16 protein-coding genes are annotated in these 17,934 nt (G+C 56.5%); 10 read left to right on the top strand and 6 right to left on the bottom strand.

Annotated elements, in window-relative coordinates:
* Nucleotides 1-72 precede the first annotated feature (72 nt).
* The 3 genes from ACIRQ6_RS03970 (at nt 73) to ACIRQ6_RS03960 (ending at nt 1,939) form a co-directional block, all read left to right on the top strand.
* Nucleotides 73-477, top strand: a complete 405-nt coding sequence (locus ACIRQ6_RS03970; RefSeq protein ID WP_420860304.1) for a hypothetical protein — start codon at nt 73-75, stop codon at nt 475-477.
* 185 nt (nt 478-662) lie between these two features.
* The gene (locus ACIRQ6_RS03965) at nt 663-1,241 is read left to right on the top strand and encodes a nitroreductase family protein (RefSeq protein WP_420862841.1); all 579 of its coding nucleotides are present in this window, start codon (nt 663-665) and stop codon (nt 1,239-1,241) included.
* Nucleotides 1,238-1,939 carry an EI24 domain-containing protein gene (locus tag ACIRQ6_RS03960; protein ID WP_420862840.1) on the top strand — a complete coding sequence of 234 codons (702 nt, stop codon included), beginning with the start codon at nt 1,238-1,240 and terminating at the stop codon, nt 1,937-1,939. The genes ACIRQ6_RS03965 and ACIRQ6_RS03960 overlap by 4 nt, the downstream gene beginning before the upstream one ends.
* On the opposite strand, the gene ACIRQ6_RS03955 is transcribed toward ACIRQ6_RS03960, so the two are convergent.
* Nucleotides 1,936-2,211 carry a DUF1467 family protein gene (locus ACIRQ6_RS03955; protein ID WP_420862839.1) on the bottom strand — a complete coding sequence of 92 codons (276 nt, stop codon included), beginning with the start codon at nt 2,209-2,211 and terminating at the stop codon, nt 1,936-1,938. The two genes, ACIRQ6_RS03960 and ACIRQ6_RS03955, sit on opposite strands and share 4 nt — an antisense overlap.
* 44 nt (nt 2,212-2,255) lie before the next feature.
* On the bottom strand, nt 2,256-2,660 hold the full coding sequence (mce, locus tag ACIRQ6_RS03950) for a methylmalonyl-CoA epimerase (RefSeq protein WP_420863848.1): 405 nt from the start codon (nt 2,658-2,660) through the stop codon (nt 2,256-2,258).
* Nucleotides 2,661-2,836: 176 nt separating this feature from the next.
* Between mce and ACIRQ6_RS03945 the strand changes: the two genes are divergently transcribed.
* The gene (locus ACIRQ6_RS03945) at nt 2,837-3,532 is read left to right on the top strand and encodes a response regulator (protein WP_420862838.1); all 696 of its coding nucleotides are present in this window, start codon (nt 2,837-2,839) and stop codon (nt 3,530-3,532) included.
* A 169-nt stretch (nt 3,533-3,701) separates the two neighbouring features.
* On the top strand, nt 3,702-3,896 hold the full coding sequence (locus tag ACIRQ6_RS03940; protein WP_420862837.1) for a hypothetical protein: 195 nt from the start codon (nt 3,702-3,704) through the stop codon (nt 3,894-3,896).
* A 121-nt stretch (nt 3,897-4,017) separates the two neighbouring features.
* Here the strand turns inward: ACIRQ6_RS03940 and ACIRQ6_RS03935 are convergent, their stop codons facing one another.
* From ACIRQ6_RS03935 to aspS, 3 genes are all read right to left on the bottom strand, one after another.
* Nucleotides 4,018-5,238: a DUF1501 domain-containing protein gene (locus tag ACIRQ6_RS03935; RefSeq protein ID WP_420862836.1), complete on the bottom strand. Its 1,221-nt coding sequence runs from the start codon at nt 5,236-5,238 to the stop codon at nt 4,018-4,020.
* Nucleotides 5,239-5,249: 11 nt separating this feature from the next.
* On the bottom strand, nt 5,250-6,641 hold the full coding sequence (locus tag ACIRQ6_RS03930; protein WP_420862835.1) for a DUF1800 domain-containing protein: 1,392 nt from the start codon (nt 6,639-6,641) through the stop codon (nt 5,250-5,252).
* Between the two features lie 152 nt (nt 6,642-6,793).
* Nucleotides 6,794-8,644 carry an aspartate--tRNA ligase gene (aspS, locus tag ACIRQ6_RS03925; RefSeq protein WP_420862834.1) on the bottom strand — a complete coding sequence of 617 codons (1,851 nt, stop codon included), beginning with the start codon at nt 8,642-8,644 and terminating at the stop codon, nt 6,794-6,796.
* Between the two features lie 138 nt (nt 8,645-8,782).
* Here aspS and ACIRQ6_RS03920 point away from each other — a divergent pair, with 138 nt between their 5' ends.
* From ACIRQ6_RS03920 to ACIRQ6_RS03900, 5 genes are all read left to right on the top strand, one after another.
* Nucleotides 8,783-10,024: a glycosyltransferase 87 family protein gene (locus tag ACIRQ6_RS03920; protein ID WP_420862833.1), complete on the top strand. Its 1,242-nt coding sequence runs from the start codon at nt 8,783-8,785 to the stop codon at nt 10,022-10,024.
* Nucleotides 10,021-11,262: a glycosyltransferase family 87 protein gene (locus tag ACIRQ6_RS03915; RefSeq protein ID WP_420862832.1), complete on the top strand. Its 1,242-nt coding sequence runs from the start codon at nt 10,021-10,023 to the stop codon at nt 11,260-11,262. Before ACIRQ6_RS03920 ends, ACIRQ6_RS03915 begins: the two co-directional genes overlap by 4 nt.
* Nucleotides 11,263-11,372: 110 nt before the next feature.
* Complete coding sequence (carB, locus tag ACIRQ6_RS03910; protein WP_420862831.1) at nt 11,373-14,600, top strand: carbamoyl-phosphate synthase large subunit; 3,228 nt, start codon at nt 11,373-11,375, stop codon at nt 14,598-14,600.
* Nucleotides 14,601-14,706: 106 nt separating this feature from the next.
* Entirely contained in the window at nt 14,707-16,044 is a 1,338-nt protein-coding gene (locus tag ACIRQ6_RS03905) for an alpha/beta hydrolase (protein WP_420862830.1), read from the top strand.
* A 31-nt stretch (nt 16,045-16,075) separates the two neighbouring features.
* Nucleotides 16,076-17,194 (top strand): beta-ketoacyl-ACP synthase III, encoded by a 1,119-nt coding sequence (locus ACIRQ6_RS03900; RefSeq protein ID WP_420862829.1) that lies wholly within the window; start codon nt 16,076-16,078, stop codon nt 17,192-17,194.
* Here the strand turns inward: ACIRQ6_RS03900 and arsH are convergent.
* Entirely contained in the window at nt 17,191-17,913 is a 723-nt protein-coding gene (arsH, locus tag ACIRQ6_RS03895; protein ID WP_420862828.1) for an arsenical resistance protein ArsH, read from the bottom strand. The two genes, ACIRQ6_RS03900 and arsH, sit on opposite strands and share 4 nt — an antisense overlap.
* Between the last annotated feature and the right edge of the window lie 21 nt (nt 17,914-17,934).

Raw genomic sequence — 17,934 nt, 5'->3', positions numbered from 1 at the left:
CCTCCCAGCGCCAAACATAAACCCGGTCGTTAACCCTCCCTCAACACGACCACGCTATAAGGACCTAGACCTATGAAAAACGTAACAATTTCCGCTCTCGTCATCGCTGCAACAACTGCAATGGCCGCCCCTGCATTCGCAAATGACGCTCTGGCACGCTCGCTGGGTGTCGAGGCTGGCGCCTTTACATCGACCCAACTGGTCGAGTTGAAAAATGCGATCGAAGGCGACGACCACATCCGCGCTGACTTTATCAAAAGCCAAGCTGGCCAAGACGTGAGCTTCTCTACATCCGGCACCGTCGGTGTGTCCGACTTCGCCATTGAGACAGCCGCTGACGACGATGACCGTGTGTTGGTAAGCTTCTACAAAGCGCTGAACGCCGGTGAAATCGACGGCCCATCCGCAGTCGCCGCCGAGCGCCAAGCGGCGATCCAAGCCTACCAGATGGCCAACGAAGAAAACCGCGGTTCATAAGCGATCCGTAACCTGAATGAAAAAAAGGCCCCTGCAAGACTGCGGGGCCTTTTCATTACCTCCTCGCTGTTGCACCGCCCGACGGGTACTGCGGCAGCCTTAGGGCCAGCGGCTTATTTTTCATCAGCGCCTTGACGTGCCCTCGCAAGCCTCCGACATAGAGGACAGCTAAAAGAGGACGCCACATGCGCACACCAAACCCCGATGCTTTGGATTTTCTGCTGACGCGCCGCTCGCGGCCCGCCAAAACCCTAGGCCTGCCCATTCCTGATCGCGCCACAGTACAAACACTGCTTGAAGCCGCAGCCCGCACCCCAGATCATGGCAAGCTGGAACCGTGGCGGTTTATCGTGTTGGAACAGGCCGCCTTACACCGTCTTGCGCAGGCTGTCCCGGATCGGGGTGCGGCCTTGGGCCAACCCCAAGACAAGATCGAAAAGATGCAAAATCAGTTCGGCAACGCACATTTGGCCATAGCTGTTGTGGCCAGCCCAAAAGCCAGCGAAAAAATCCCACCGATTGAGCAAACCTATTCCGCCGGTGCCGTCTGTCTGGCGCTGCTGAATGCGGCCCTTGCTAGCGGATGGGGGGCCAATTGGCTGTCGGGCTGGGCCTCCCATGACGCCGCCTTTTGTCAAACCCATCTGGGACTGACAGCGCAGGAATCCATCGCAGGCTTCATCCATTTGGGCACTGCACAAAACGTGCCGCCCGAACGCCCCCGCCCCAACCTTGACCACATCACAAGCTGGGTCAGCACATGATTTTGGACAGTTTTTTCAAAGCATTGGGGCAACTACCTGACCCCCGATTTCGCAAAGTCCTGCTTATGGGCGTTGGCCTGACGGTCGCCTTGTTGTTCGGGATCTACGCGATCTTTTTGCTGGCCTTGCAAGCGCTCTTTCCCGACACGCTGACCCTGCCATTGTTGGGCGAGGTCACTTGGGTCGACGATCTGTTAAGCTGGGGGTCTATCCTGCTGATGTTAATCCTGTCGACGTTTTTGATGGTGCCTGTGGCCTCCGCCATCACAGGGTTGTTTTTGGATGATGTGGCCGAAGCAGTTGAGGCTAAACACTATGCCCATTTGCCCCGCGTGCCGCGCACCCCGTTCCTGACAGGCCTCAAAGACGGGATCAATTTCCTGGGTATCTTGGTGGCAGCGAACCTTGCGGCTTTGGTCCTGTATTTCTTTTTCGCCCCCTTCGCGCCACTCATTTTCTGGGCGATGAATGGGCTTTTATTGGGCCGAGAGTACTTTCAACTCACGGCATTGCGCAGGCTTGGCCCAGTTAAGGCAAAACAAATGCGCAAAAAGTATGCCGGTAAGATCTGGATTGCCGGTGCATTGATGGCCGTGCCCCTATCGATCCCGCTGGTAAATTTGCTGATCCCGGTGCTTGGTGCCGCCACGTTCACCCATATCTACCACAGCCTTGGCATACCGGAAGATCCCGCCTAGCGCGCCGGCGGCAACTGATCAAACCAGTCCATGTCGCGCACGGTGATGGCCCCGGAAAAGATCACACCTGCGATGACGATCCACAGACCAATAGACCACAGCGTCGTCGTACGCACTTTGCGGCGCAATTGCGGATCCGAGGGGGCTGACACGTGTGTGCCCGGGACGACATCACCCTCTTCGCCTTGGGTCTTGAGGCGCAAGGGTAAGACCACCAAAAACGTCATAAACCAGATCACCGCGAATAAAACGATGCCAGATGTGATCCCCATAAGTCAGCCTTTCGATTGTTGCTTACGCGTTAACTAGAGCGGTCTCAGACTTCTTCCAACTCGATCAAGCAGCCATTGAAATCTTTGGGATGCAGAAACAAAACCGGTTTGCCGTGGGCGCCGATCTTGGGCTCGCCCGTCCCCAAAACCCGTGCACCCTCGGCCCTGAGGGTGTCGCGCGCTGCGATGATATCGTCGACTTCATAACACATATGGTGGATGCCGCCTGCAGGGTTTTTGGCCAGAAATCCGTTGATCGGGCTGTCTTCCCCCAAGGGATACAGCAATTCGATTTTGGTGTTGGGCAAGGTGATAAACACAACCGTGACACCGTGGTCAGGCTCGTCTTGGGCAGGGCCTACATCTGCGCCAAGGGTGTTTTCGTATTGTGCCGCCGCCGCGTCTAGGTCCGGCACGGCAATCGCTACATGGTTCAATCGTCCGATCACTGCCACATCTCCATTCATCAAAGGTTTTGCTGCTTATGACCTAGCCAACTTGGGGCGACAAGAGCTACGGACTGCGGCAATTAACCTTAAGTTAGCGAAGCTTCAGTTTATTGGGCGGACTAGATTCTCAGCCAGAAACAGCAGGTCTTGAAAATATGGATGACTTTGACAGCTTTATGACAACTCGCCCGCCTACGGCCACGCGGCCCTTGCTGGGACAGACCGTCCTTGTGGTGGAAGACAGCCGATTTGCCTGTGAGGCCATGCGCCTTTTGTGTCTACGCTCCGGCGCTCGGATCAGGCGTGCTGACAGCCTGCGCTCGGCGCGCAAACACCTGACCGTTTACCGGCCCACAGTGGTGATTGTTGATATCGGCCTGCCTGACGGCAACGGGCTAGACCTTGTGCAGGATATCGCTCAGGCCGTGCCCCGTGTCGAGGTCCTGCTGGCCACAAGCGGCAACAGTGAACTGGCCGATGAGGCGACCGTCGCAGGCGCAGATGGCTTTTTTGAGAAACCACTGACCAGCTTGGCCGCCTTCCAAAATTTGGTGCTCAAGCATCTTCCCGCTGAACAACGTCCCCGTGGTCCGCGCACCATTATGGACGAGGATGTGGTCCCCGATCCAATCGCCTTTCAGGATGATATGGCGCATATTTCCGATGTTCTGTCCGAAGAACATGCACCGCGCGTCTTGGATTACGTGACGCAGTTTATCGATGGCGTGGCCTCCAGCGCCCAAGACGATGAACTTAAACAAGCTGCCGCCCGTTTGGCCGCAGTCCGGGCAGAAGGCGCGCCCTTGCGATCCGTTGTGGCCGATCTTTCTGCCGTTGTTCAAAAGCGGCTCAACAGCAAAATTGCGATCTAAACTGCCCTCTGGCTGCACAGCGAACCTGTTCGGGATTGCCTCAAATTGCCCCAATGCGCCGCAATTGATCCTGACAAAGACCTTAGATTAGGCCCGATTGCTGCCCAAATTCGCCGCAATTGGGATCCAGTTTAATCCTTGTAATGTCTGCCACCTGATGAGGATTTTAATGATGAACCGTTATTTCAAGAGTTTCGCCGCAGCCGAAGAAGGTAACGTGACTGTCGACTGGATTGTTTTGCTCTCTGGTATTGTGTTTTTGAGTGTGGCCGTTCTGGCGACCATCGCCAACGGCGCGGACTCAGTCGCTGAACGTACAGGTGACGACATTGACAAAGTTCAAGTAAGCGAAACCATCGGTTAAGCTTACACCCCACCCTGCATCTGTCTGCTCGGATGCGGGGTTGGGGGAACGATCCGGCCCCTTTGCGACGGCACGATCCCGGTTCCGTTTCTAAACCGGCGTTTAGACCAGCATGCGGTGTCTAGGCCAAAATCCCCATATCACGCCCCATATCCAATCCCGGGAACACAGCCCCTTCTAGGGTTGCTTGGTCCAACCCAAACAATCCGCGCATCGCATGGGCCGCATAGGCGCGCACGTCCGCAGTGGGCATCAAATCACGCCCGTCCAGCAAATCGCGCGACCGCAATCCCGGCCAATCGCCATAAACACGTCCGCCGCGCAAGGCCCCACCAGCCATGACCACGGCCCCACCCGTTCCATGATCTGTGCCAGCCGTCCCGTTCTCGCGAACCGTCCGGCCAAATTCAGTCATCGCCATGACAACTGTTTTGCCCCAATCGGACCCTAGCCCTGATTTCAGCGTCAAAATCGTGTCCTGCAATTGGGTCAAAGGGCGTCGCAAGCTGCGCTCTTGGTTAGAATGACTGTCCCAGCCACCAATGGAAAACGCGGCAACCCGCGTCTCTTGCCGCAATCTATTGGCCGCGAATTCGGCTATTTTGACGTGGTTATCGCCAGAATTGGCCGCCATGGCCATTTGTTGCATAGGATTGGGATCCGGCGATGCCGCATCTTGGGCCGCCAGCGCCTCTATCTCGAGGCTTTCGGCAATGCCAATGGCCTCGGCCACGGCCTCACGAAACAAAGGGTCATCATGATAGGTCAATTCCAGCAGGCGTTTGGCCTGAGGACTGAGGCTCAGGCTCGCATCAGGCGACCATTCGGCCACTGGCGCGCGGCCCGACATCAACAGCATTTCGTCGCGGCCAATCGCGTAGCCTGTTTCTGCAGAAACCCCCGGCACCGAGGCCAGCATCCGGTTCAACCACCCACTGTCCGTGGTATCGGAACTCAACGCAGAGGTCCCCGCTTCCAGTAAATCTTGCCCATCAAAATGGCTGCGTTTGTCGCGATAGGGCGTCGACACCGCATGGGCAAACCCCAATTCACCCGCCTGCCAAAGCGGCATCAACTGCGAGAGGCCCGGATGCAGGGCAAAAAACCCATCTAGATCAGACGCGCCCGCCGCCTCGCCAAAGGCCAGCCGTTTGCGCAAACCCGCCAAGGCCGGATCACCGTAGGGCTGGACCACATCCAACCCGTCCATACCACCGCGCAAAATGATCACCACCAATCGGGCATCCCATGGCGCACTCGCAAATGTCACAGGGGTGACCAATGGGCTGGCGGCCAAGGAACAGCCTGCAAACCCACTGACCAAAAACTGACGTCGATCCATGCATATTCTCCTTAGCGACGTTGAAAGGCGGGACTGGCCAAAACCAATCCAATGCCTTCTGCCTGGGTTTCTGCAGATTGCGCAGCAAAATGCACGGCTTGCGGCGCGCGCGGTCCAAGGGCCGTTTCAACAAAATCACGAGGATCCGGCAGCTCTTGTAAAATCTTGTCAGGGATGGTCATCGCCCATTGGATCCGCCCCGCGATGCCCACTGGTGTGATCCACTCCGCGTCCTCTTCGGGCCACCCATCAGGGCCCAGCGGCACTTCCCATTCCTGTCCCATCACCCGCATCGGCGTGCCGATGATGCGCAGCGCATCTTTCCATTTCCACCCTTGATAGCGCCGCTCTGGCACAGCCAGCGCGCGCAGGCTGGAGGTCACAAAATCAAACGGCAGTTTTACGTTTGCCGCTTGCAGCGACCAGCTGGCGGGATGATCCAACATCGCGCGCGTCACCTGTAACAAATCCCCATCGGACGCCAAATAGACGTCGGTCATATGCGCCACCAAATCTGCATCTGGCGTGTCCGAGACAAAATGCACCGCCAATTTATGGCTCAGATGCCGCGCTGTTTCCGGGTGTCGCGCCAAATCGTCCATAGCCGCCAAAACGTCACGCAACCGCGGCGCGCCACCCCCATAAGACACCCCCAACACAGTTTCGGCCCCCGGTTCCGCCATTTTGGGATCAAAGGTAAAGCCACGATCATGCCGGTAGGTCAGCCCCGTCAGCAGTTCGGCCAGCTCGCGCACATCAGTCTGACTATAGGGACCGCCCACGCCCAACGTATGCAGTTCAAGAATTTCACGGGCCAAATTTTCGTTCAATCCGCGTTTTTTTCGGCGTTGACCGGTCTCGGAATTTGGCCCAAGCGAGACGTTTTGATCAAGATAAGTCAGCATCAAGGGCGAGACGACCACCGCCCGCAACATATCCGCAAACCGCCCCGCGACATGGGGTCGGATACTTTCTGTGACATAGGCCGAGGTTGAGAATTTCATGATCCCTTGCTTGCCCTTAGCGGTAAAATGATCGGCCCAAAAATAGGTCAATCGCTCGCGCAAACCATCCTCGGTCATAGCGCCGCGCAGCACGGCCTGCCGCAGGTTCAGCATTTGCGCCATGCGTGCTTTACCACGCAATTGACGCACTTGTTTCGCCAAAACTGCAACGGCATCTGCATCATTTGCCTCGCGCGCCACACGCCGCTCGCGCACCAAATCACGCACGGCATTCAGGTCAACGCGCACGTCCTCAAAAGAGCGGATCGGATACCGCTCCGCCATCACATCCGGCCCAGCAAGCGCTTGCATCATCCCATCCACGCTAGCGGGCGGTGGCAGATCAGGTGACAGGCCAGTGCCAAATCGTATGGCTGCAATGGTCGGATCAAATGCCAAGTTTGCTCATCCTTCAAACGCGCCTCAGCGCCACAGGGCAGGCGTCCCATCGCAACAGGTGCCCGACCCCCATAAATATAGGCACGAAAAGGGCCGGCGTCACCCTCGTGACCCGGCCCAACTGTCTAAAATCCGCCGATTGCCAAATTCGATCAGTCCGGCAGCACAACGCGTAGGGACAATTCGCGCAACTGCTCGTTCATTGGATCGTTCGGCGCACCCATCATCAGGTCTTCGGCCCGTTGGTTCATCGGGAACATGATAACCTCACGAATGTTGGCCTCATCCGCCAGCAACATCACAATCCGGTCGATCCCAGCGGCACAACCGCCGTGAGGCGGGGCCCCGTATTGGAACGCGTTGACCATGCCGCCAAAGCGCTTTTCGACTTCTTCCTTGCCGTAGCCCGCAATCTCAAAGGCCTTGAACATGATCTCGGGGCGGTGGTTTCGAATGGCACCAGACACCAGTTCATACCCATTACAGGCCAAATCATACTGATAGCCCAAGATCTCTTCTGGATTGCCTTCCAGTGCCGCCATCCCGCCTTGAGGCATCGAAAACGGGTTGTGTTCAAAGTCGATCTTGCCGCTGTCTTCATCACGCTCATAAATCGGGAAATCCACAATCCATGCAAAGGCAAACCGATCCTGATCCGTCAGACCCAATTCATCGCCAATCACAGTGCGGGCCTTACCGGCCACCCCTTCAAACGCTTTGGGCTTACCTCCAAGGAAGAACGCCGCATCCCCCACTTGCAGACCCAATTGCTGGCGGATCGCTTCGGTACGTTCAGGGCCGATGTTCTTGGCCAAAGGCCCAGCGGCCTCTTCGCCCAACGTGATCTCGCCGGATTTGATCAGCGCGTTGACCTCTTTGACAGTGATGCCGCGCTCTTGGGCGATGCTGTCGGCGGACTGCTTGCGCCAGAAAATATAACCCATCCCCGGCAGGCCCTCTTTTTGGGCAAAGGCATTCATCCGGTCACAGAACTTGCGTGATCCCCCACTCGGCGCTGGAATGGCGCGAATTTCGGTGCCCTCTGTCTCCAGCAGTTTTGCGAAAATCGCAAAACCAGAATCGCGGAAGTGGTCCGAGACCACTTGCATTTTAATTGGGTTTCGCAGGTCAGGCTTGTCGGTGCCATACCACAAAGCCGCGTCTCGATAAGAAATCTGTTCCCACGTCTGGTCCACTTTGCGACCGCCGCCGAACTCCTCGAACACACCGGTCAGAACCGGCTGGATCGTATCGAACACATCTTGTTGTTCCACAAACGACATCTCCAGATCCAACTGATAGAAATCAGTGGGCGAACGGTCGGCGCGCGGATCTTCGTCGCGGAAACACGGGGCAATCTGGAAATATTTGTCGTAGCCCGACACCATAATCAGCTGTTTGAACTGCTGCGGCGCCTGCGGCAACGCATAGAACTTGCCCGGATGGAGACGCGACGGGATCAAGAAATCACGCGCGCCCTCAGGGCTGGAGGATGTGATGATCGGCGTCTGAAACTCGCGGAACCCTGTGTCCCACATCCGCTTGCGCATGCTGGCCACCACGTCCGAGCGCAGTTTCATATTGCGCTGCAATTTCTCGCGGCGCAGGTCCAGATAGCGGTATTTCAGACGGGTCTCTTCGGGGTATTCCTGATCGCCAAACACCATCAACGGCAGTTCCTCAGCGGCCCCCAACACTTCGATATCACGAATGAAAACCTCAATCTCGCCTGTAGGGATCTTGGGGTTCACAAGGCTTTCATCGCGGGCCATCACATTGCCATCAATACGGATACACCATTCAGAGCGCACTTTTTCGATTTCGGCAAAAACCGGGCTGTCAGGATCTGCCATAACTTGGGTGATCCCGTAGTGATCGCGCAGGTCGATAAACAACAATCCGCCGTGATCGCGCACTCGGTGAACCCATCCTGACAAACGGACCGTTTCGCCCACATTGGCTTTGGTCAGGTCGGCGCAAGTGTGGCTGCGGTAGGCGTGCATCGGATCATCCTTCAAACGGGCAAATTAAGTCCCATGCGGTACACCCAAGATCACCTGCAAAGTCAAGCGAATTGCCCACTTCTGATGCACCGTCACCTATGCTAGCGTGCCAAAAACAAAACCAACAAAGTAACGAGCATGTTCAAAAGATCAGATATCGCAGGGTTTGCCCTGTTGGTTGTGCCGATCATAGCGGTCAGCCTCTATATCCCTTTTGCCTCGTCTAACGATCTTTTTGCAACTTGGATGGCGGGCGTTATGTTTGACGCAGGCCAGTTTGACCAGATTTACAACACCTCCGAGGGCAGTTTCGCCATGCTCGCCCCGCCAAGTTGGGCCGCCATTGCCGCCGAACATGTGCCGCGCATGACCGAACTTTACCCCTACCTCTACCCGCCGCTTTGGGCCGCTTTGGCCAGCCTCACCGCCAGTTGGGATTTCGAGACCATCGCCAAAACCACACTGTACCTGAACATTACGCTTATTATGGGCACCATCGCACTGGCCTATCGCAGCGCGCACCATACCCTGTCATTGCCAGTGTTTGTTGCCACTGCTCTGCCGCTGGTGCTGGTCACTTTGATTGGCTTGACGGCTCTTTGGGGCGGGCAGCCGCAAATTCTAGTGGGCTTTTTGATCATGCTCAGCATAGAGCGCGCACAGCGTGGCGCTTTGATCGCCGCAGGCATCGCCATGGCCCTTGCGGCGGCTCTCAAACTTTACCCCGCTCTTTTTGCGCTGTTCTTTTTGGCCATGGGCCAACGGCGCGCTTTTGTCAGCTTTGCTGTTGCAGGCGCAAGTCTGGCCGCCCTATCCATAGCGACCGCTGGCTGGCCCCTTCATGTGATCTTTTTGAAAAACATTGGACAAATCTCGGACACGGTATTGATCACGCGGGGCACCCTCAATCCCGAGGCAACGCTGGCCCAACTGTTCTTTGGCGATCATTTGCGTCAGGTCTTTGCCACCGAGACCTCCGGCGGAGGTGCAAACTGGAGCATCCTGACAAAAACCACCCTTTGGTCACTCACCAGCAAATTGGCCCTTGTTGCCCTGTTGGCAGGCCTGTGGTTACAGTTTCGCAGCAAAGGCGCTGCGATGTGGCCTGCAGCCGTCACGCTTTTATCAATGATGACCCCTGTGGCCTGGGTCTATTACTTTATCCCCACCGCCGCCTTTGCGCCGCTTTTGATGCACCGTTTGGGCGTGCCACGCGGCGCGCTGATCATCCTTGCGTTCTTTGCGGCACAAACTTTTTTGACCACGGCTTTCTACCCCCGTGATAATCCCCTGCTGTTGATTGATCAAATGGTACGCACAGCTGGAATGGCAGGTCTGGGCCTTGTGTTTTGGATCACTGCGCGAAAGGCACCAACATGACTGCACGCCAAGACCTTTTTGCAGGCGTTGCCCTGCTCGTTGTTTGGGCCATCGTCACCCTTTACCGCCACTGGGGCCTGTGGGGGACAGATATGTCTGCGCTGTACTGGGCCGGACATTTTTATGCACAGGGCGCTTTGGACCAGATCTATGTGGGCGGGCAGGACTTCTTTTGGGAGATCCCCCCGGACGAATGGTTGGCCCTGACCCGTGTCCACGGCGCATCCCCTTTGGATATCACACCCTATATTTATCCACCAATTTGGGCAGCCCTTCTGGCACCCATTACCCAAACCCTTGACCCACATGCCTTTTTTAACCTTACCCAAGGCATCAACGTCACTTGCATCAGCCTGTCTGTTTGGCTGGCATGGCGGATTTTCGGGGCGGGCCATGTCCCGTTTTGGCAATGGGCGGGTATTTCCGTGGTCTTGCTACAGCTCACTATGCCTGCGGTTTTGGCGCTGCAGTTGAACCAACCGCAAATCGCGGTCACCTGTATCGTGTTGCTGGCCTTCTACCGCCTCTGCGCAGGCCATTCCAAAAGTGCAGGCGCGATTTTAGCCCTCGCCGCTGCAATCAAACTCAGCCCCGCCGCCCTCATCCTGCTCTTTGTGATGCGCCGCGACTGGCGCGCATTGGCCAGCTTTGCGGTGTTCGGCGCGCTCTTTGCAAGCCTCTCTATTCTGGGCACCAACCTTGATCTGCATTGGCAATTGCTGGACCGGATCAGCCTTTTGGACGGAAAAATTCTGGTCAGCCGCATCAACTACTCGATCGAGCCGTTCATTTTCCAACTGGTCGAACTGGTGCAAGGCCGGGCAGATTTCTTTATCACCAACTATACAATCTTTGATCAACCGGTCTGGATGGGGCCATTGACCAAACTGGCACTACTGATTGGTTTTGGATTGGTGTGGTGGATCACCCGGCGCCATCCCGACCCACGCAAGCTATGGTTACAGTTGATCCTGCTGGCCCCGATTTTGATGATCCTCAGCCCACTGGCATGGGCCCATTACTTGCTGCTACCGCTGTTCCTGATCCCTGGAATTTTCGTCATTCTGCCCCAACGCCAAGCCATCTTATGGCTGGTGCTAATCCTTGTATTGTTCTCGGACACGCTGTGGCAAATCCTGATCGAGACTCAAATGACCGTTTGGGCCCCTTTGATCCTTGGCGTGATCAGCATTGGGTTTTGCCTCAAATCTTTGGCGATCTGGGCATTGCGGACCTAGGATTAAAGGTTTTTAGTAGCCCAGCCCTTGCGCCGCCTGACCGCACTTGTATAACCCACGACAATTTGGGCACAGGGGCTGCCTGATTCATAAAAAAAGGGGCTGCTGCCATGCCAAAGCGTAACGATATCCAATCGATTATGATCATAGGTGCTGGCCCTATTATTATTGGCCAAGCCTGCGAGTTCGACTATTCCGGTGCGCAGGCCTGTAAGGCGCTCAAGGAAGAAGGCTACCGCGTCATCCTTGTGAACTCGAACCCCGCCACGATCATGACCGATCCGGACATGGCCGATGCCACCTATATCGAGCCGATCACCCCCGAAATGGTCGCCAAAATCATCGAAAAAGAACGCCCCGACGCGCTGCTGCCCACCATGGGCGGCCAGACGGGTCTGAACACATCCCTTGCGCTAGAAGAAATGGGTGTGCTGGACAAATTCGGCGTGGAAATGATCGGCGCGAAACGTCCCGCCATTGAGATGGCCGAGGACCGCAAATTGTTCCGCGAAGCCATGGATCGTCTGGGCATTGAAAACCCCCGTGCGACCATTGCTACGGATATGGACGAATGCATGGCCGCTTTGGAAGACATCGGTCTGCCCGCCATCATCCGCCCCGCCTTTACCATGGGCGGCACCGGAGGCGGTGTGGCTTATAACCGCGAGGAATATGAGCATTTCTGCAAAACCGGCCTCGATGCCTCGCCTGTCAATCAAATCTTGATCGACGAGTCGCTGCTTGGCTGGAAAGAGTTTGAAATGGAAGTCGTGCGCGACCACGCCGACAACGCCATCATCGTCTGCTCTATCGAAAATGTGGATCCCATGGGCGTCCATACGGGCGACAGTATCACTGTGGCCCCTGCCCTGACCCTGACCGACAAAGAATACCAGATCATGCGCAACCATTCGATTGCTGTGCTGCGCGAGATCGGCGTGGAAACCGGCGGCTCCAACGTGCAATGGGCGGTGAACCCTGCCGATGGCCGCATGGTGGTGATCGAAATGAACCCGCGCGTCTCGCGGTCCTCCGCTTTGGCCTCCAAGGCCACAGGTTTCCCCATCGCCAAGATCGCCGCAAAACTGGCCGTAGGCTATACGTTGGACGAGTTGGACAATGATATCACCAAAGTCACGCCAGCCTCCTTCGAGCCAACAATCGACTACGTCGTTACCAAAATCCCAAAATTCGCGTTTGAGAAATTCCCGGGCTCGGAACCTTACCTCACCACTGCGATGAAATCCGTGGGCGAGGCCATGTCCATCGGCCGCACCATCCACGAAAGCATGCAAAAGGCGCTGGCCTCGATGGAATCGGGCCTCACCGGTTTTGACGAGATCGACATCCCCGGTGCCCCTGACAAAGCCGCCTGCATCAAGGCGATCAGCCAACAAACCCCGGACCGCATGCGCACCATCGCGCAGGCCATGCGGCACGGGTTGACCAACGATGAGATCCACAACACAACCATGTTCGATCCATGGTTTCTCGACCGGATCCGCGAGATCATCGATACCGAGGCAGACATCCGCAAGAACGGCCTGCCCACATCCGAGGACGGCATGCGTCACATCAAAATGATGGGCTTTACCGATGCCCGTCTGGCCCATTTGACCGGTCGCGACGAGGACAACGTGCGCCGCGCCCGCATCAACCTCGGCGTGACAGCCGTGTTCAAACGCATCGACACCTGTGCCGCCGAATTTGAAGCGCAAACGCCCTATATGTACTCCACCTACGAGACACCCGTAATGGGCGATGTGGAATGCGAAGCCCGCCCTTCGGATCGCAAGAAAGTCGTGGTTCTGGGCGGTGGTCCGAACCGGATCGGCCAAGGGATCGAGTTCGATTATTGCTGTTGTCACGCCTGTTATGCTCTGTCCGATCAGGGCTATGAAACCATCATGGTCAACTGCAACCCCGAGACCGTTTCGACCGACTATGACACCTCAGACCGGCTCTATTTTGAGCCGCTCACGTTCGAGCATGTGATGGAAATCCTGCGGGTCGAACAGGAAAACGGCACGCTGCACGGCGTCATCGTTCAGTTCGGCGGGCAAACGCCGCTCAAGCTGGCAAATGCCTTGCAAGACGCAGGTATTCCGATCCTTGGCACCACACCGGACGCCATTGATCTGGCCGAAGATCGTGAACGTTTCCAACAGCTTGTGGAAGATCTTGGTCTCAAACAACCTGGCGGGGCTATTGCCAGCACCGACACCGAAGCACTTGCCGCTGCGGCCGAGATTGGCTTCCCTCTGGTCATTCGTCCGTCCTATGTTCTTGGCGGTCGGGCCATGGAAATCGTCCGCGACATGCCGCAACTGGAACGCTACATTTCCGAGGCCGTTGTGGTCTCGGGCGACAGCCCCGTTCTGCTCGACAGCTACCTCTCGGGTGCTGTGGAAATCGACGTGGACGCCCTCAGCGATGGCAAAGCGGTCCATGTAGCAGGCATCATGCAGCACATCGAAGAGGCCGGCGTGCATTCGGGCGACAGTGCCTGCTCCTTGCCGCCCTATTCCCTGACCAAAGACCAAATCACCCGCCTGCGCGCCCAGACCGAAGCACTCGCCTTGGCCCTGAACGTGGTCGGCCTGATGAACGTGCAATTCGCCATCAAAGACGACGAGATCTACCTGATCGAGGTGAACCCACGCGCCAGCCGCACCGTGCCATTTGTGGCCAAAGCCGTGAAAAGCCCCATCGCTAGCATCGCTGCCCGTCTCATGGCAGGCGAACCACTGTCGACCTTCGATCTGGTCGATCCCGAGATCGACACATACGCTGTCAAAGAGGCCGTTCTGCCCTTTGCCCGCTTCCCCGGTGTCGACACAATATTGGGTCCAGAAATGCGCTCAACCGGTGAGGTCATGGGCTCTGACAGCGACTTCCACCGCGCCTTCCTCAAGGCGCAAATGGGCGCAGGTACCGAATTGCCGACGGAAGGCACCGTGTTCATTTCGATCAAAGATACCGACAAAACCCAAGACATGCTGGACGCCATGACGACGCTCACCGGTCTTGGCCTCAACATCCTCGCCACGCGTGGCACGGCCAAATGGCTGGCTGATAACGGCATCGCCGCCGAGACCGTGAACAAAGTCTATGAGGGTGGCCTGACAATCGTCGACCGGATGAAAGACAAACACGTGGCACTGGTGTTCAACACAACCGAAGGGGCCGCCGCCGTAGAAGACAGCCGCTCGATCCGCGCCGTGGCCCTCTACGATCGTATCCCCTATTTCACCACCGCCGCCGCCAGCCACGCCGCAGCCTTCGCTATGAAAGCCCGTTCAGAGGGCGACGTGGGCGTGATGGCGTTGCAGGGGTAGGCACTGTTGCACCGAATTAGCGCCGCTCTGGGCGTTTGGCTGTGGGGTATCTAAATGTGCAATCTGCCACTCGACAGGTCACCTATGCAGGATTAGGCTCCGACCTATGAATAATTTACGCTCGAAATTCCTCGTCCCGCTCGCCCTTTTGGTTGTCCTTTGCATTGCCTATTTTGTGATGGCGCCGCAGGAGGCGCCTATGGCCGAAATGGCCCCAGAACCTGTGCCGATGCCAGTCCCGATGCCCGAACCAACGCCTGCGCCAGCGCCAGAAACCAGTGCCGTGGGCTCAACCGATCCTGGTGATACGTCGGAAGAATCAGTAATGGAAGCCCCTGTTATTGTTGAAGAAACCGTAGTTGAAGGCGAAGAAAAGGACTACAAAACCGTCGAGCTGTACTTTGCCACCAATCGCAAAAAAGCCAGCGCCAGCCAGATCAAAGAAGGCGATCCGGCCAGCCAGTTTTCCAATGCGCGCGGCACGCTGGAATACGGCACTGTGACCGTCAGCATTCCGCGTGAACACAAAATGGGCACGATGGAATCCCAAAGCTGGCTTGCCTCAAAATTTTTCAATCCGGATCCCGAAAAACACGTGGTCCTGCAAACTGCAAATATCTGGTCCCGCGAGCGCATGTTGGAGGACATCAACGCCAAGCTCGCAGACCGCAGCGACAAGGCGATTTTGCTGTTCGTGCACGGCTATAATACCAGCTATGACAAGGCCGCACGGCGCACGGGCCAAGTGGTTTATGACCTTGCCTTTCATGGGCCTGCAATGTTTTTCAGCTGGCCGTCTCAGGCCCGCACACGCGCCTACACCGTGGACGCGCAAACTGCGCAATGGGCCGTGCCGGACATGACCAAAGTCCTCAAGGATCTGACCTCTCGCGATGCAGATCGCATTATCGTCATCGCCCATTCTATGGGCACCCGCGTTCTGTCGCGGGGCCTTGATGCACTGATCCGCGACACGCCCGAAGCCGCTGAGAAAATCACAACAGTTGTGCTGGCTGCCCCTGACATTGATGCCGATGTTTTCAAACAACAACTGCTGCCCAGTTTTCGCAAGCTGACCAATCCGGCCACGGTCTATGCCAGCGACGGCGACACGGCGCTTTTGGCCTCGGAAAAGGTGAATGGACAAATTCGGTTGGGCGATACCTCGGAGGGCATTTCAGCAATGGACGGGATCGAATACATCGATGCCTCTGGATTTAAATCTGATTTCTTCGGACACACTTATTTTGGCGACAACGCATCGATCCTGTCGGATATCTTCCGTGTCGTCTGCACGCAAAAACCTGCCAAAGACCGTAACTTTCTGGCCAAGCTCGAAGTCCAAGACACCTCTGTGACACCGGCTAAAAATGTCGCCTATTGGAAGATGGTCCCACCGCCTAAAAATCAACGCGACGTCGCCCTTGACCCCTGCGCGCTCTAGCCCCACCCTGCGTTAACTTTTGGGGGGCACAATGCACGACGTTGCACTTACGGGCACAGGCGTTTTCACACCTGAGCACATCATCACAAATGACGAATTGGTCCTTGCGTTTAATGCCTATGTGGATGCGTTCAACGCAGACAATGCAGCCGCGATTGAGGCAGGCAAGGTCGAGGCCAAGGCCCACTCCAGCAGCGATTTTATCGTGGCCGCCAGCGGGATCGAACAGCGCTATGTGATCGACAAGGCCGGTATTTTGGACCCCGCAATTATGCATCCGATCTTCCCGCGCCGTGACGATGCAGCCCCAAGTCTGATGGCCGAAATGGCCCAAGACGCCACGAACAAGGCGTTGGTACAGGCAGGCATTGATGGATCAGAGATCGATCTGGTTCTGTGTGCTGCCTCCAATATGGAACGTGCCTATCCTGCAATTGCTGTGGAAATTCAGCAACTTATCGGTGCAGGCGGCATGGCATTTGATATGAATGTGGCCTGCTCGTCGGCGACCTTTGGCATTCAAACAGCGGCTGACATGATCCGCGCAGGATCCGTGCGCAAGGCCTTGATTGTGAACCCCGAGATTTGTAGCGCCCATCTGGAATGGCGTGACCGCGATTGTCATTTCATTTTTGGCGATGTGGCCACAGCAACTGTGTTGGAACGCAAAGAAGACGCCACAGGCGATCATTTTGATATCCTCAGCACCCGATGTGCGACGCAGTTTAGCAACAATATTCGCAACAATAACGGATACTTACGACGCAGCCACGGTCCATTGGAGGACCGCCGCGACATGCAATTCATGCAAAATGGGCGCAAAGTATTCAAGGAAGTTCTGCCGCTGGTCTCCGCCCATATTCAAGAGCATATGGCGGATGACGGTGTTGCGGCCACAGACCTTAAACGGCTTTGGCTGCATCAGGCCAATAAAACCATGAACGACTTCATCGGTAAGAAAGTCCTCGGTCGCAAACCCGAACCAATGGAACAGCCCAACATCTTGCAAGATTACGCCAATACCAGTTCGGCTGGGTCCATCATCGCATTTTCCAAGTATTCCAATGATTTGGACAGTGGTGATCTGGGGCTGATTTGTTCGTTTGGGGCGGGGTATTCGGTGGGATCGGTCCTGCTAAAGCGCGCCTAGATCTTGGACACACGCTCGTGTGCTTTTTCGACGCTTTCCAGCCGTTCTGAATAACGATCTACCAAATAATCGGACCGCCCGCGGGTCATATAGGTGAATTTCACCAGTTCCTCGCAGACATCCACGAGGCGCGAATAGAACGATCCTGCGGGCAAAATCTGGTCTTTGAACTCTAGCCAAGCCTTTGGAATGCTGGACTGATTAGGGATCGTGATCATCCGCATCCAACGCCCCAGAATGCGCATCTGGTTGACAGCATTAAAGGATTGAGAGCCGCCCGAGACCTGCATCACGGCCAGGGTTTTGCCTTGGGTCGGACGCACCCCGCCCATAGACAGGGGCAGCCAATCGATCTGGCTTTTCATGATGCCCGTCATGGCCCCATGCCGTTCCGGCGAGGACCAGATCATCCCTTCGGCCCATGTGGCAAGTTCGCGCAACTCTGCGACTTTGGGGTGATCGTCCGGGGCATCGTCAGGCTGGGGCAAGCCACGCGGATCAAAGAGACGGCACTCGCACCCCAGATGGGTCAAAATCCGCGCGCATTCCTCTGCAGCCAATCGCGAATAAGACGTCTGGCGCAAAGATCCGTAGAGCAACAGGATGCGTGGAGGATGCAAATCATCCGCAGCAGACACCAATGCCCTTGCGTCAATCACAGGTAAAGCTTCAGCCAAAAGGCTGCTCGGCGGGCCAAATGTGTCTGGTGTTTCAACCATAGCTTGCGTCTGTCGCCAAGA

Origin of the sequence: Algirhabdus cladophorae, assembly GCF_044772865.1 — a bacterium.
Classification (GTDB): domain Bacteria; phylum Pseudomonadota; class Alphaproteobacteria; order Rhodobacterales; family Rhodobacteraceae; genus Algirhabdus; species Algirhabdus cladophorae.
This window is presented reverse-complemented; position numbering and strand designations above follow the sequence as displayed.

Bases quoted from the DNA above. Each gene is read 5' to 3' on its own strand.
- ACIRQ6_RS03970 (WP_420860304.1), top strand. From the start codon at position 73: ATGAAAAACGTAACAATTTCCGCTCTCGTCATCGCTGCAACAACTGCA.
- ACIRQ6_RS03965 (WP_420862841.1), top strand. From the start codon at position 663: ATGCGCACACCAAACCCCGATGCTTTGGATTTTCTGCTGACGCGCCGC.
- ACIRQ6_RS03955 (WP_420862839.1), bottom strand. From the start codon at position 2,211: ATGGGGATCACATCTGGCATCGTTTTATTCGCGGTGATCTGGTTTATG.
- aspS (WP_420862834.1), bottom strand. From the start codon at position 8,644: ATGCACGCCTACCGCAGCCACACTTGCGCCGACCTGACCAAAGCCAAT.
- ACIRQ6_RS03900 (WP_420862829.1), top strand. From the start codon at position 16,076: ATGCACGACGTTGCACTTACGGGCACAGGCGTTTTCACACCTGAGCAC.
- ACIRQ6_RS03905 (WP_420862830.1), top strand. From the start codon at position 14,707: ATGAATAATTTACGCTCGAAATTCCTCGTCCCGCTCGCCCTTTTGGTT.
- ACIRQ6_RS03935 (WP_420862836.1), bottom strand. From the start codon at position 5,238: ATGGATCGACGTCAGTTTTTGGTCAGTGGGTTTGCAGGCTGTTCCTTG.
- ACIRQ6_RS03920 (WP_420862833.1), top strand. From the start codon at position 8,783: ATGTTCAAAAGATCAGATATCGCAGGGTTTGCCCTGTTGGTTGTGCCG.
- ACIRQ6_RS03945 (WP_420862838.1), top strand. From the start codon at position 2,837: ATGACAACTCGCCCGCCTACGGCCACGCGGCCCTTGCTGGGACAGACC.
- ACIRQ6_RS03940 (WP_420862837.1), top strand. From the start codon at position 3,702: ATGATGAACCGTTATTTCAAGAGTTTCGCCGCAGCCGAAGAAGGTAAC.
- ACIRQ6_RS03960 (WP_420862840.1), top strand. From the start codon at position 1,238: ATGATTTTGGACAGTTTTTTCAAAGCATTGGGGCAACTACCTGACCCC.
- carB (WP_420862831.1), top strand. From the start codon at position 11,373: ATGCCAAAGCGTAACGATATCCAATCGATTATGATCATAGGTGCTGGC.
- arsH (WP_420862828.1), bottom strand. From the start codon at position 17,913: ATGGTTGAAACACCAGACACATTTGGCCCGCCGAGCAGCCTTTTGGCT.
- ACIRQ6_RS03915 (WP_420862832.1), top strand. From the start codon at position 10,021: ATGACTGCACGCCAAGACCTTTTTGCAGGCGTTGCCCTGCTCGTTGTT.